This window comes from Clostridium sp. AF50-3, from assembly GCF_003477445.1.
Classification (GTDB): domain Bacteria; phylum Bacillota; class Clostridia; order Lachnospirales; family Lachnospiraceae; genus Otoolea; species Otoolea fessa.
In genome coordinates this window covers 10,793-24,829 of sequence record NZ_QUDH01000010.1, presented here as the reverse complement: position 1 = coordinate 24,829, position 14,037 = coordinate 10,793, and the positions used below count along the sequence as shown (strand labels likewise).

General features: G+C 45.9%; 16 protein-coding genes. All 16 read left to right on the top strand.

Annotation, left to right across the window (positions count from 1 at the left end; all coding sequences use genetic code 11):
* Nucleotides 1-19: 19 nt before the first annotated feature.
* The 16 genes from DW085_RS11770 (at nucleotide 20) to DW085_RS11695 (ending at nucleotide 14,036) form a co-directional block, all read left to right on the top strand.
* The gene (locus tag DW085_RS11770; RefSeq protein ID WP_069424299.1) at nucleotides 20-394 is read left to right on the top strand and encodes a hypothetical protein; all 375 of its coding nucleotides are present in this window, start codon (nucleotides 20-22) and stop codon (nucleotides 392-394) included.
* A complete protein-coding gene (locus DW085_RS11765) occupies nucleotides 342-779 on the top strand; it encodes a hypothetical protein (RefSeq protein WP_003506159.1) in 438 nt (145 codons plus the stop codon). Before DW085_RS11770 ends, DW085_RS11765 begins: the two co-directional genes overlap by 53 nt.
* A gap of 175 nt (nucleotides 780-954) precedes the next feature.
* The gene (locus tag DW085_RS11760; protein WP_003506161.1) at nucleotides 955-1,563 is read left to right on the top strand and encodes a hypothetical protein; all 609 of its coding nucleotides are present in this window, start codon (nucleotides 955-957) and stop codon (nucleotides 1,561-1,563) included.
* A 156-nt stretch (nucleotides 1,564-1,719) separates the two neighbouring features.
* Complete coding sequence (locus DW085_RS11755; RefSeq protein WP_243034016.1) at nucleotides 1,720-2,169, top strand: phage terminase small subunit P27 family; 450 nt, start codon at nucleotides 1,720-1,722, stop codon at nucleotides 2,167-2,169.
* On the top strand, nucleotides 2,170-3,963 hold the full coding sequence (locus DW085_RS11750; RefSeq protein WP_044910793.1) for a terminase TerL endonuclease subunit: 1,794 nt from the start codon (nucleotides 2,170-2,172) through the stop codon (nucleotides 3,961-3,963).
* Nucleotides 3,960-5,390 (top strand): phage portal protein, encoded by a 1,431-nt coding sequence (locus DW085_RS11745; protein WP_069424298.1) that lies wholly within the window; start codon nucleotides 3,960-3,962, stop codon nucleotides 5,388-5,390. The genes DW085_RS11750 and DW085_RS11745 overlap by 4 nt, the downstream gene beginning before the upstream one ends.
* Before the next feature lie 2 nt (nucleotides 5,391-5,392).
* The gene (locus DW085_RS11740) at nucleotides 5,393-6,217 is read left to right on the top strand and encodes a head maturation protease, ClpP-related (protein WP_118492893.1); all 825 of its coding nucleotides are present in this window, start codon (nucleotides 5,393-5,395) and stop codon (nucleotides 6,215-6,217) included.
* A gap of 19 nt (nucleotides 6,218-6,236) precedes the next feature.
* On the top strand, nucleotides 6,237-7,604 hold the full coding sequence (locus DW085_RS11735) for a phage major capsid protein (RefSeq protein ID WP_118492891.1): 1,368 nt from the start codon (nucleotides 6,237-6,239) through the stop codon (nucleotides 7,602-7,604).
* A 53-nt stretch (nucleotides 7,605-7,657) separates the two neighbouring features.
* Nucleotides 7,658-7,969, top strand: coding sequence for a head-tail connector protein (locus tag DW085_RS11730; RefSeq protein ID WP_003506174.1), 312 nt, complete (start codon nucleotides 7,658-7,660; stop codon nucleotides 7,967-7,969).
* Nucleotides 7,966-8,283 (top strand): phage head closure protein, encoded by a 318-nt coding sequence (locus tag DW085_RS11725; RefSeq protein WP_003506176.1) that lies wholly within the window; start codon nucleotides 7,966-7,968, stop codon nucleotides 8,281-8,283. Before DW085_RS11730 ends, DW085_RS11725 begins: the two co-directional genes overlap by 4 nt.
* A 29-nt stretch (nucleotides 8,284-8,312) precedes the next feature.
* A complete protein-coding gene (locus DW085_RS11720) occupies nucleotides 8,313-8,768 on the top strand; it encodes an HK97-gp10 family putative phage morphogenesis protein (RefSeq protein WP_118382550.1) in 456 nt (151 codons plus the stop codon).
* Nucleotides 8,769-8,773: 5 nt separating this feature from the next.
* Nucleotides 8,774-9,142, top strand: coding sequence for a hypothetical protein (locus DW085_RS11715; protein ID WP_118492889.1), 369 nt, complete (start codon nucleotides 8,774-8,776; stop codon nucleotides 9,140-9,142).
* Nucleotides 9,139-9,696, top strand: a complete 558-nt coding sequence (locus DW085_RS11710; protein ID WP_243034015.1) for a major tail protein — start codon at nucleotides 9,139-9,141, stop codon at nucleotides 9,694-9,696. Before DW085_RS11715 ends, DW085_RS11710 begins: the two co-directional genes overlap by 4 nt.
* Before the next feature lie 109 nt (nucleotides 9,697-9,805).
* On the top strand, nucleotides 9,806-10,141 hold the full coding sequence (locus tag DW085_RS11705; protein WP_055062300.1) for a hypothetical protein: 336 nt from the start codon (nucleotides 9,806-9,808) through the stop codon (nucleotides 10,139-10,141).
* The gene (locus DW085_RS11700) at nucleotides 10,138-10,662 is read left to right on the top strand and encodes a hypothetical protein (protein ID WP_055062299.1); all 525 of its coding nucleotides are present in this window, start codon (nucleotides 10,138-10,140) and stop codon (nucleotides 10,660-10,662) included. The genes DW085_RS11705 and DW085_RS11700 overlap by 4 nt, the downstream gene beginning before the upstream one ends.
* A 20-nt stretch (nucleotides 10,663-10,682) precedes the next feature.
* The gene (locus tag DW085_RS11695) at nucleotides 10,683-14,036 is read left to right on the top strand and encodes a phage tail tape measure protein (RefSeq protein ID WP_226970630.1); all 3,354 of its coding nucleotides are present in this window, start codon (nucleotides 10,683-10,685) and stop codon (nucleotides 14,034-14,036) included.
* Nucleotide 14,037: the final 1 nt, after the last annotated feature.

Here is a 14,037-nt window from a genome sequence, read left to right as displayed (position 1 = left end):
TGCGGAGGAGGATGGAGACATGGGATTCGTGGAAAAGGTGAAAAACGTCATTTCAAAACTGCGGGCAGCGGGAAAGACAGAGAAAGAGGTGTCTGAAATCATCGAACAGGCAGCAGAGGCAGCAACGGTCTTGAAAAAGACGGAATCTCCGGAGCATCCGGAGAAAATCAAGGCAGCAGGAGGAGAAAACCTGCAAGATGCTCTTTTGAAAGTGGGAATCAGTGCAAAAGAGGCATTGACCGCATTTGAGAGCATATACAGACTGAGGAGGCAGGAAAAGTCGAATAATTGGAGGAAATATCATGGATTGCCTCTGAAAAGGTCAAAAGGAGGAAAACGACGTGGAGACAGAAAAAGAAATGACAGCAATTCAGAAAACACAGGTATATCTTGAGAATTATCGGGAAATAGAGCGATATATCAAGGATGCAATTTCGGAAGTATCACAGATTGACGATGTATCAAGATATAACATTTCGGCAGAGAAAGCGTTCCTCCAGTCCATCAGAGAGTGCAAGGCAGAGACGGTCATTCTGTTCGAGCACATGAAAAAGGCTCTTGCATCGCTGAAAGAGGATGCAGAGGCAGCAGGTGAGGGGTACAAGTACGACGCACTTGAGGCAGTATATATCAAGGGCAAGTCATACGAGGATATTGTGAGGGAGACAGGATGCGGAAAGAACTCACCGAAAAAGTGGTGCAGATCAATGACAGAACGTCTCTCAATCAAATTATTCGGTGCAAAAGCAATCGAAAATGACAAAATCGGAGTGAAATGAGAGTGAAAACGGGGTGAAATGAGGGTGATTTCGGGGGTAAAAAGTGGGTGAACAAAAGCAAATATAAACGTGCTAATATGATAACGTGAACAGTTGAGTGAGCGATTGCAGAGATGCAGTCGCTTTTTTCTTGCCTGTTTGCCCTCCTGTTATATGCGGGCAGCAGGACACTATCATGTGCGATGTATGCCCGCCTCTTGAAAGACATGAGAGGCAGCAGGAGACCGATGGACAGAGAGGAGTGAGCAGTGTGTTATTGAAAGCATGTAAGGGATGCGGTCGCCTTATCCCACAGGCATTGACCATGTGCGAGCAGTGCGAGGCAAGGCAGCAGTCAAGGCATGTGACATATAACAATACACGCAGAGACCCACGAGCAGCAGAGTTCTATCTGTCAAAGGAATGGCGGGAGTTGAGACCTGTCATCATGAGTGTGTATGAGTATGTGGATATATATGCTCTGTATGTTGAACACCAGTTGATAACACTGAAAGATTCAGACCCCATCCACCACATCATAGAACTTGAGGAGGACTGGGAGCAGAGGTTGAACCCATTGAACTTGATACCCTTGAGCCATCGGACACACAACACAATCACAGCACTATATAAACAGAGCAATGCAAGCATGAAAGCAACACAGACACAGTTGAGGTCGCTGATTGATTACCATTTCAAAGAGGCAGGGGGATATGAAAAAGTTTTATGTGACCGTTTCTTAGTCGCACCCCCTCTTTTCTTTGGAGAAAACTCCCCACGAGAAAATCAAGACACAGGGGAGTGACGAAAAGGTGTCAGAATGTGACACGAAACTCGTGAACACTGGACGGAAAGGGGGTTGATGCTGCATGGCAGGACAGAGACAACCGACCGATTTGGTGGTCATGAAAGGAAAAAAACACCTCACAAAAGCAGAGATTGAGGCGAGAAAAATGCGGAGGTGGTCGCCCCAAACGACAAAGTCAAGCCTCCGGCATATTTGACACCGGAACAAAAGAAGAAATTCCGGAAATTGTCAAAAGAACTGCTTGCAATCAAACTCATTGCGAACGTGGATTGTGATGCACTGGCGAGATTACTGATTGCACAAGACCAATACATCGAGATAACGGACAAAATCAGAGAAACTCCGTTGATGGTCGATGTTCCGGTCTATGAGATGCGAGAGAATCCGGACACAGGAGAACAGGAACGTGTACAGGTCGGAACACGGGAGGTTGTGAACGGTGAGAGGGAGCGTCTCATGATTATACAAGACCGCTGCATGAAACAATGTCGGCAGGGGGCATCGGATTTCGGAATGACGGTCAGCAGTCGGTGCCGGTTGGTAGTTCCGAAAGCAAAGGAAACAAAACCGGAGAACAAATTCGCCAAGTATGCGAGTTCATAAATGGCAGCAGGGGCAACAGTGACCGACCGTTGCACACAATACGCTCTTGATGTCGTTGCAGGTGTCATCATTGCAGGTGAATATGTCAGACTGGCATGTCAAAGGCATCTTGACGACCTCGAAAAAGCGAAAGCAGCACCATACAAATATTATTTCGACGTTGAAAAGTCCGAGGAAATCATCAATTTTGCGGAAGAATTGACAATCGCAGAGGGTGACGAACAGGAAAATGTGACAGCGTACCCGTTCCAGTGTTTCATTTTAGGGTCTCTGAATGGGTGGAGGACAAAAGAAAAGGGTCACAGACGGTTCAGAACGTCCTATGTACAGTTAGGCAGACAGAACGGAAAGTCGTTCATCAATGGTATTTTAGCGTGTTACTATGGCAATTTTGACGGGTACAAATACGGAAAAATCTTTTGTACTGCGACAAAACAAGACCAAGCGAACATTGTTTTTGATGAAATTGTAAAATTCATCAATTCCGACGAGGATTTGTCGGAGTGGTTCAAGGTGCATGAGCATAATCACACGATAGATTGTCTCTGTACACATTCGGAAATCAAGGCATTATCCGGAGATACCAAGTCACTGGACGGACACCGTGCATATTTGGGAATAGTTGACGAATACCACGCTCACAAGACAAATCAGATGTACAAACTGCTTGAGGGAGGTATCAAGAAATTAAAATCCGCACTGATCTCCGTCATAACGACAGCGGGGTTCGATTTGAAATCGCCTTGCTACAAGTTATATGAGTATTGCTGCAATCTGCTGAAAGGTGTGTTTGAGAACGACAGTCAGTTCGTGTATATAGCACAGTTGGACACAGCGGATGACCTATACAAAAAGGAGAACTGGATAAAAGCAAACCCGATTCTCGAATATGACGAGGATGCACTGGAGAATCTCGTTCCGGTTGCGAATACTGCCCGTGATATGGGCGGGGAGGATTTGCGAGATTTCCTCGTTAAGCAGTTAAACATGTGGATGCAGTGGTCAAACGCACTGTACATCAAGGACATTAAAGACTGGAAACGATGTGCAGCATTGCGAACGCTCAAGGATTTCAGAGGCTCAAAATGCTATGTCGGAGTTGACCTGTCGTCCGGAGGCGACTTGACATCCATCGCAATCGTCATCCCGTACATGGTTGACGGTGTGAAAAAGTATTTTGTGCATACTCATTCATTCATCCCTGCGAGCAGAGTGGACGAGCATATCAAGACGGACAAAGTTCCGTATGATGTATGGATTTCAAAAGGTCTCGTGACAGTCACGGAGACACTGGGAGGAATAAAGACAGATTACAAGTACATCATCAAGTACCTTGAGGATTTAATCAAACAGAATGATTTGAAACCTCAACTTGTGTGTTATGACCCGCACAACGCATCTGCGTTCCTGTCAGACCTTGAGGCACTGGGATTTGATTCTGTGGCAATTACACAGACAGCAAAGGAACTCAATGACGCAACAGTTGATTTCAGACTGGAGATAAAAGCAGGAAACGTCGTGATTGAGGGAACAGAAGTCGGAAAAGGCAAGGTTGTTCCGTTCGATGAACTGCTGACGTGGTCGATTGCAAATGCAAAGACTATCTCGAACAGTTACGGTGAAATCAAAATCGACAAGGCACTCGACGAGGACAGAATCGACCCGATTGACGCAATCATCGACGCATGGAAAGCAGCAATGAAAGAGGAGTATAAGCCGGACACAAATGAGGTCGTGAATGAGTGGCTTGAAATGTATGAGAAATACATGGGGAAAGGCGGTGAGAAAGAATGAACCCATTTAGAAAAATAGCAAACAGTTTGATGAACTGGTGGAAAGGTGAAACTGCACCGGAGGTCAGTGATTCAACGGAACTGACAGGCGGGGTGATGACGCTAAACTCACCGTCATTCCTTGAGAGCATGGGTTTGAGCAGGAGGAGAAAGACAACATCAGAGGTGACATATTTCACATGTCTCAAGATGCTGTCGGAAACTCTTGCGAAAATGCCTATCAAATATTATCAGAGAACGGACAAAGGAATCATTGAGGCAGAACAGACGGACACGTCGAGACTGCTGACCAAGAGACCGAACCCGTTCATGACACCGACGGTATTTTGGAACACAGTGGAAATCAACCGCAATCACTACGGGAACGCTTATGTGTACATAAGAAAGAAATTCATCCGGAAGAAATACGGAGGAGAGGTCAAAATTCTTGACCTGTGGGTGATGCAATCGAATTGTGTTCAGATTGTTGTGGATGATGCAGGCATATTCGCAGGAAAAGGACGCTTGTGGTATGTCTACACAGACCCGACATCCGGAAGTCAGTATGTATTTGACACGAGTGAGGTCATGCACTTCAAAACATCATTCAGTTTTGACGGTGTGACAGGTTTACCAGTTCAGCAGATTCTCCGTGACACGATTTCCGGAGCATCAGCGTCACAGAGATATATGAACAGCCTATATGAGAGCGGACTGACAGCAAAAGCGACGCTTGAATATACGGGAGAGTTGAATGATAAAGCGAAAGAGGCACTTGTGAAGTCGTTCGAGGATTTTGGCAGCGGAGCGAGGAACACAGGGAAAATCATTCCCGTACCGTTAGGGATGAAACTGACACCACTCGACATCAAATTGTCAGATTCACAGTTCTTTGAATTGAAAAAATACACTGCATTGCAGATCGCAGCAGCGTTCGGTGTGAAACCGAATCAAATCAACGACTATTCAAAGTCGTCCTATGCAAACAGTGAGTTGCAGCAGTTGTCTTTTTACGTTGATACAGAACTGTTCGTCATCAAGCAGTATGAGGAAGAAATCAACTATAAAATGCTGACGGACGAGGAGCAGGATGACGGTTTTTATTACAAATACAATGAAAAAGTTCTTTTCCGGACAGATTCAAAGACACAAATGGAATACCTGAAAAACGGTGTCAGTGGCTCAATCATGAAACCGAATGAGGCACGACGCAAACTTGACCTCCCCGATGGAGAGGGTGGCGACACTTTACTTGCAAATGGCAGCATCGTTCCGCTGACAATGGCAGGAGCAGCATATCAGAAAGGTCAAATCGAGCAAGAGGAGACCGAAAAACCGGAGCAACCGGAGGAAGAAACAGAGCCGGACACAGAGCAGCCGGACACAACAGGACAACCGGACGAAACCGACGAGGCAGAGGACGAGGAAGAACAGGAGGGAGGTGAATAATCATGGCAAAGAAAAGACGTTTTGATTTCACAAAAAAGAATAAACGCAGCGGAAAAGTTGAAAATGTCGGCTATTTGGATTTGGAACAGGACGAGGAACAGAGCAGATGTTCCTTGTATTTCTACGGTGACATTGTATCAGCAACATGGGAATCCATGTGGTTCGAGGAGGACAGATGCCCGCAGGACATCGCAGATTTCCTCAACCAGTTGGATGGGTATGAGGACATCGACATCTATTTCAATTCCGGTGGCGGTGATGTATTCGCAGGACTGGCAATCTATAACCAGTTGAAACGATACTCCGGACACAAAGTCGGATATGTTGATGGAATGGCTGCGTCAATCGCATCTGTCATCATGTTCGCATGTGATGAACTGCATTTTGCGACAGGAGCACAGGCGATGATTCACAAGCCTTTATGTATGGCATGGGGCAACGCAGACGATTTCAAAGAGGTCATCAAACAACTTGATTTATGCGAGGATTCAATTCTCGACGTTTACGAGGAACACTTGAAAGAGGGTGTGACGAGAGACAAAATCAAGTCTTTCATGGCGAAAGAAAAGTGGTTCAGCGGTGCAGAACTGGCAGAGTATTTCGACGTTTTGATTGATGAAAAGGCAGCAGTCGCAGCGTGTGCATCAGATTATTTTGAAAAATACAACCATGTTCCGGAGAGCATCAAAGGAACAGCCACAAAGGACATTGTCGATGCGGTGCTTGCGGAACTGGAGAACAGGAACAATGCAGCAGAGGCAGAGAAACAGAGAATCGAGGCAGAAAAGCAGGATATTCTTGCAGACCTCGACATGTATGGAATTTAAGAAAGAGAGGACATGATTCATGAACAAGGAAATGCAGAAACTGTTGAAAGCAATCAACGACAAAAAGAATGAGGTCAAGAGCCTTGTGAACGATGGAAAACTCGACAAGGCAAAGGCAGCAAAAGAGGAACTCAAAGAGTTACAGGAAAAGTTTGACCTCCTGTTCGATTTGGACGAGGAGGAACATGAGGAGATCGAGGACAAGGTGGCGACGGGAACAGCAAAGACCATCGGGGCAAAAGCAGACAAGAAAAACCTCGTGAAAGCGTTCGTCAATATCGTCAAATGCGGATTCTTAAGGAGAGAACCGGACGAGGGAGATGTCAAGGTGTACAAGGATGCGTTAAGCACAGACACCACAAAGGGAGACGATGATGAAATGGGAATCGGTGTCACCGTTCCGGAGGACATCAGAACAGACATCATCGAGTTAAGACGTTCAGAGGATAATCTGGAGCAGTATGTCAATGTGGAGGGAGTGACCACAAAGAGCGGTTCTCGAAACATTGAGGTCGATGCAGATTCCACTCCGTTCGACAATGTGGACGAGGAGGCGGATTTCCCCGACATGGATGAGCCGAAGTTCAAAAAGATTGTGTATGCAATCAAGAAAAAAGGTGGCATCTTAAAAATCACCGCAGAACTGTTTGAGGACACCGCAGCCAATGTCATGGCATACATCAACAAATGGATTGCCAAGAAAACAAAGGCGACAAGAAATGCGATGATTCTCAAGGTTGCGGACGAGATGACAAAGGGAAAAGAGGTTGTGATTTCCACAATCGACAGCCTCAAGGACGTGTTCAACGTGGGTCTCGACCCTGCTATCACAACCGGAGCAATGGTCATCGCAAATCAGAACGGGTACAACTACCTCGACAAGTTAAAGGATAAGGATGGAAAGTACATTTTGCAGCCGAATCCTACACAGCCGACACAGATGATGTTGTTCGGTAAATATCCGATTGCCAAGGTGTCAAACAGGACTGCGAAATCTGAACCAGTGTACTCACCTGCGTTCACAATCTCCGGTAGCAAATTAGCAATCGACGGAACAACCACAGCAATCGACGCATCAGCAACGTCCGACGTAACAGCATGGAAAGTCGTGAAAGGAAAGTATGTTGTAACTTGCAAAGGACAGGAGCAGGAAACGACAGTCGATGCAAAGGTGTCCGCATACAAGCATCCTGTGTATATGGGCGACTTAAAAGAGGCTATCACATTATTTGACAGAAATGTCATCACAATCGACATGAACGACAAGGCAGCAGGTTTGTGGGAGAAAGACATGACCGGAATCAAGGTTCGTGACCGTTTCGACGTGCAGCCTGTTGATGATGGAGCAATCATCAAAGGCAACATCACGGAAGTTGTGCAGGGATAAGAAATGCAGCAGGGCGGGAACACCCGCCCTGTGATTGAAAGCAGGTGAATGAAATGACGGACGAGGAAAAGAAAGAGTATAGAGACAAACTGGTTGAGGACTGCATGAAATACAATCACATCGACTATGACGACGACAAGGACATTGTCGAGACTATGGTTGAGGCGATTGCATCAGAGGAATTGATGGAACTGATTCCGAATTTCGACCCATACAATTTGACCGCCCGTCAGAGATTGCTTGTATATTCTTTCGTCAAGGAATTGTATGACCACAGGGAGAAGTATCAGAACGGTACACAGCAACTCACAAATGCGGTCTCAACCATGCTACTCAATGAAAAGTATGGAGGGAGCAGTGAATGACCGGACGGGTGAAAATAATCAGAGTGACCACAGAAATCAAGGAGGGCAGGAAAGAACCGACCACAGAGGTGTTTTATGAGTGTTGGTGCGATGTTCAGAGTTTGGGAACAAATGAGAAATACACAGCACTGCAAGCAGGTCTTGAGAACACCATTGTTTTCAAGGTTCGGAATTGCAAGCGGATGAAAGAGGTCAGAAAGAAAATGAAAGAGTTCTATGCAGAGTATGACGGAACACGATTCGACATCTATGACGCATCACCGATGTTCACAGATAACGGATGGGTGCTTGTGAAATGTCGTGCGGTTGCATAGGTGTCACATTCTGACACGGAGGTGAGGACATGAAAATTGACATTGAGTTCAAAGGACTGGAGGAACTGGTAAAAGCGTTTGAAAGTGCTGCATCGGATGAAGATATTGCACAGGTGAATAAAACGATCGCTGAAAAAGGAGAACCAGTTGTACAGAGAATCATGTCCGGAAAAATCCCAAAGTCAAAGGACATCAAAAAAAGTGGGCGAGGGTTCGGTTCAAAATCATCAGTGTCCGCACATGCAGCAGATGAAATCCCTATCGGGAAAGTAAAGGTGAACGGTACGGGAGCGACAGCAGATGTCGGATGGGAAAAGAACACACAGGACGAGGGCGGTCATTTCTACGTCCGTTTTATTAACTGGGGAACGATTTACAGACCGCCACAAGAGTTCATATATGCAACAGGCAGGGAGGCAGATGCAGAACTGCAAAAGATAGCAGAACAGGAATATCAAGCGTATTTAGACAGGACAGTGGGGTGATAAGCATGGACAGCAGTCCGGACATCATAAAAGACGCATCAGACGCACTCAAGCCGATAGAGGACAGAGGAATCACCGTGATGCAGGGGTGGTATGACAAAGACCTCAACAAATGTCATGTGACATTGTGGGATTTGGGCGAAACCGATGATAATTTTTCGGATGATGATGCGGAGGGAGTGACACTTTCCTTGCAAGTCACCATTTTCTCAAAGGAGGACGAGGTGGAACTGGCAAGGGAAATCAAGTCTCTCATGAAAGAGAGTGGGTTCTCATTCGAGGGGAGAAACGGAGACGATTCAAAACCGGAGGATGGAATCTATATGAAAGCACAGCGATTCACAAAATATTATGAAAGCGAGGAAAAATCATGAGCGAAACAGTAACACAGGTAAATGAAACCACACAGCAGATTGTAAGGAGTAGAACTTGCGGTCTGAAAGATTTCTACATCGCACTGGTGCAGAGCAATACTGCAACAGCATACACAGCCGGAACTCCGGTGAAATTAGCAAGGGCAATCAAAGCGAAAATTGATGAAAAGTGGACAAGTGAGAAAATCTACTCCGACGATAACACCGAGGAGGTCATCACCTCATACGAGGGAACAGATGTCGAACTGGAAATCAATGCTCTTGCACCGCAGGACAGAGTGATTCTGTTCGGGCAGTTGTACGAGAAAGGATTCTTGAGAAAGTCATCTGACGACAGAGCACCGGAGGTCGCTGTCGGATGGAGAGAAAGAAAACTCAACGGAAAATATGAGTTCAAGTGGCTTTATGTCGGAAAGTTTGCAGAGGGTATCAGCGAGGAGGCAAGCACTAAAGAGGGAAAACTGTCACCTACAACCAAGAGCATCAAGGCAGTTTCTACGAGCGTAGCATCGACAATCTGTATGAGGTATCTGTTGATGAATCCAACCTTGTAGCAGAGGACACGGATGCAGCAACAGCAATCAAAGACTGGTTCTCAAAAGTGCAGGAAGCACCGGACGCAGCAGCGTAAAACAAGAGAGGATATAACAGGAGGATAATTCAATGAATAGAAAAATTATCGTGAATCATAAAGAGTTCAAAATGGAGAAAATGTCTGCGGACACATACATGGAATATCTCGAACTTGCAGAACAGATTGACGCTGCGACATCCGAGAGAGCGTCAAAAAGATACTCACGACAGGAAATTGAGGCGATGATGTTGTTCATCTGCAAAGCATACGGAAATCAGTTCACGGTTGACGAGTTAAAGGACGCAGAGAGCGGACTGGATGCAGCAGGAATCGTCATCGAGTTCAACATGATTGACATGGGAATCGCAGAGGAAATGAACAAGAGAATGGACAAGATGATGAAAAATTTTCAGAGTGGCAAGTGATTCCGGAAATAACAATCACTTGCAGCACAGGAAAAGTATTCATCAATAACATAACGGTTGAGCAGTACAAGAAATATGCTGCACTCATGGAGAAAAACGGTTCGGACAAAATAACGGATGCACTGTTTTTCAACAAAAGAATTATTCAAGAGATATTCGGAAACAGGATGTCTCTCGATGAACTGGGTGAGGTGGATGTCATTGAATTTCTGACAGCATCAAAGGGGATTCATTTCATCATGCAGGATATTGTTTCCGATGCGTTGCTGAACATTGTCGAGACAGAGCCAATCGAAAGAGAGACATCTGCGTTCGACGAATATGACCGTGAGAATGGGTATGAGGACGAGGAGCAGGAAGAACAGAACACATGGAAGATATGCGGAGAAATCGTTGACCGTGTGACAAAAATTGCGATTCGGCTCATGCGGGAATCATACGGGCAGTGCATGAAAGAAAATATCATTGAACTGCTGAAATATCTGAAATTTGAACTTGAAACGGTGAACGAGAACACATAACACAGAGAGGAGGAGAACCGATGGCACATACAAGCGTGAAGATTTCAGCAAATTCGTCTGATTATCAGTCACAAATGAAATCCGCTGCGTCACAGATGAAAGTGTTATCCAGTGAGTTCAAACTGGCACAGACGCAAGCAAAAGCGTTCGGTTCGGCAGCAGACCAACTCAAGGCGAAAGCCGAGAGCCTCACTCAAAAAATCACTCTGCAAAAGAATATCGTTCAATTAAACAGTGAGCAACAAGCAAAACTCACACAGAAACTTTCAGACCAAAAGACAAAGCAGGAGGAATTGAAAACAAAGGTCGAGGCAGCAAAGAAAGCCTATGAGGATTCAACAAAGGCGACCGGAGCAAATTCAGAGCAGTCAAAGGCACTGAAAGAGGAACTCGACAAACTGGAGCAGGAATTTAAGGCAAACGAGACAGCAATAGGAAAGACGGAGACTGCTCTTGCAAATCAGACCACAAAGACGAACGCATCAAAAGCATCACTCGTCGAGATGGAATCTGAACTCGAAAAAGTAAACAAGGAACTGAAAAATCATAAACTGAATGAATTTGCAAGCGGTTGTGACAAAGCAGGACAAAAGATGGAGAGTTTCGGAAAGAAAATGTCCGTCGTTTCTGCGGGAATTGCTGCAATAGGAGCAGCATCAATCGCAGCGTTCAAGGAACTCGACGAGGGATATGACACGATAGTGACAAAGACCGGAGCAACCGGAGAGGCACTGGAGGGATTGACCGCATCTGCGGACAATGTTTTCGGAAGTATGCCGGAGGACATGTCAACGGTCGGAGAGGCTATCGGTGAAGTAAACACGAGATTTCATTCGACAGGAGAGGAACTGGAGAGCCTGTCAACGCAATTCATTCAGTTTTCGAGCATAAACGGAACGAATGTGACACAGTCTGTTGACCAAGTGGACAAAATCATGAAAGCGTGGAACATAGACACATCACAGACGGGGAATCTGTTGGGATTGCTGACATCAAAAGCACAGGAGACAGGAATTTCCGTTGACAAACTCGAAAGTTATGTACTGGATAACAATTCAGCGTTCAAAGAGATGGGGTTGTCATTACCACAAGCAATCAATTTGATGGCTCAATTCGATGCGAACGGTGTTGATTCTACGACAGCACTGGCAGGACTGAAAAAGGCATTGCAGAACGCAACAGCCGAGGGAAAGTCAATGGATGTCGCACTGGAGGAGACAATCGGCAGCATTAAGAACGCAAAGACGGACACAGAGGCTTTACAGATTGCGACAGAACTGTTCGGGAAAAAGGGTGCTGCGGAAATGGCGACAGCAATCCGAGAGAACAGAATTGACCTCACAAGCCTGTCATCCTCAATGTCAGAATATGGAACGACGGTCGAGGACACATACAACGGAACACTCGACCCGATTGATAATGCAACAATAGCGATGAACAATGCAAAACTGGCATTGTCAACACTGGCGACAACAGCACAGACCGCAGCAGCACCAGTCATCGAAAAGGTGACGACAAAGATTCAAGAACTGACAAAGTGGTTCACCTCTCTTGACGAGGGGCAACAGCAGACAATCATCAAGGTCGGTCTTGTGGTGGCTGCGGTGGGTCCTTTAGCAATCGGATTCGGAAAAGTAGCACAGGGAATATCGACGACGGTGAAAACAGGTCAACAGTTTGCATCGTTTGTCGGAGGAATCATCGCAAAGATAACAGCCAAGACAGCAGCAACCGCAGCAGGAACAGCAGCAGACACAGCAGGGGCAGCAGCGGAGGCAGCACATACCGCAGCAACAGCGACAGCGACCGGAGTGACTGGAGGAATGACGGTGGCACAGACCGCCCTCAATGCAGTCATGAATCTGTGTCCGATTATTTTAATTGTGACACTGATTGCAGGACTGATCGCAGCAGGAATCGCTTTATATAAAAACTGGGATAAGGTCAAAGAAAAATTATCCGAGTTGTGGAGTAACGTCAAGGAGAAATTCAACGCAATCAAGGAAACCATAACGGGAGCGTTCTCGAAAGCAAAAGAGGCGGTCACGAATAAGGTGAACGAGATAAAAGATTCGGTTGCGAATAGTGCAGTCGGACAAGCAGCGACAAAGACGTTTTCAGCGGTGAAAAATACTGTCACAAAGTTCATGGGGGCAGCAGTTGACACCGCAAAGGAGAAACTGGGGAACATGAAAACCGCCTATGAGGAAAACGGGGGCGGTATTAAAGGAGTAGTTGCAGCAGGATGGGAGGGAATCAAAGGCTATTACACAGCCGGATTCACGTTCGTTGATAATCTGTCGGGAGGAAAACTGACAGAAATCAAGACGAAATTCTCCGAAAAGACATCGGAAATCAAGACGAAAGTCTCCGAGGGTTGGGAGAATATGAAAACGACGGTCACATCCAAGATGACCGAGTGGAAAACAAACGCATCAAATAAACTGACGGAAATCAGAACCGATTTCACGACGAAGATTTCCGGAATACAGTCCTATGTGTCAACCGGATGGTCTCACATGAAATCGACGATTTCAACGACGATGCAGCAGTGGAACACAGATGCGAGCAACAAACTCCTGTCACTCAAGAACGATTTTACAAACAAGGTCGAGAGCGTAAAACAGGGATGGTCAACGAGGTTTACAAACATCAAGGACACGGCGACAAATCTCATGGAGACCGCAAAGACCAATGTTTCCACAAAACTGGAAAATATGAAATCTGCCTATAACGAAAAAGGCGGGGGCATGAAAGGAATTGTGTCGGCTACATTCACAGGCATCAAGGACACGATGAACTCACTCATGTCCACAGCGAACACGTTGACAGGTGGAAAACTCGACAGCATTAAGTCATCTTTCTCGACAAAATTGAACGGTGCTCTTTCAACGGTCGGTTCAGTCATGGAGAGCATACGAGCAAAATTCAGCGAAAAGATGGAATCCGCAAAGACAGCGGTCTCAAATGCTATCGACAGAATCAAGGGATTTTTCAATTTTGAGTGGTCATTGCCACATTTGAAAATGCCACATTTTAGTATATCCGGTTCGTTCAGTCTGAACCCTCCATCTGTACCGTCATTCGGTGTTGAATGGTACAAAACAGGAGGAATCATGACAAGTCCGACAGTGTTCGGAATGAATGGAACGAGGCTCATGGTCGGAGGAGAGGCAGGAGCAGAGGCAATTTTGCCACTTGCAGAGTTCTACACAGAATTGAACTCAATGCTTGACCGAAAGCTGAAAGCGATCAATCAGAATGTGAACGCTTTTATCGAGGTTCACAACTATATTGACGGAGACGAAGTGGCAAGCAGAACGACCGAAAAGGTCAGTGATAATCTTGCAATAGCAACAAAAAAACGGAGGTGAG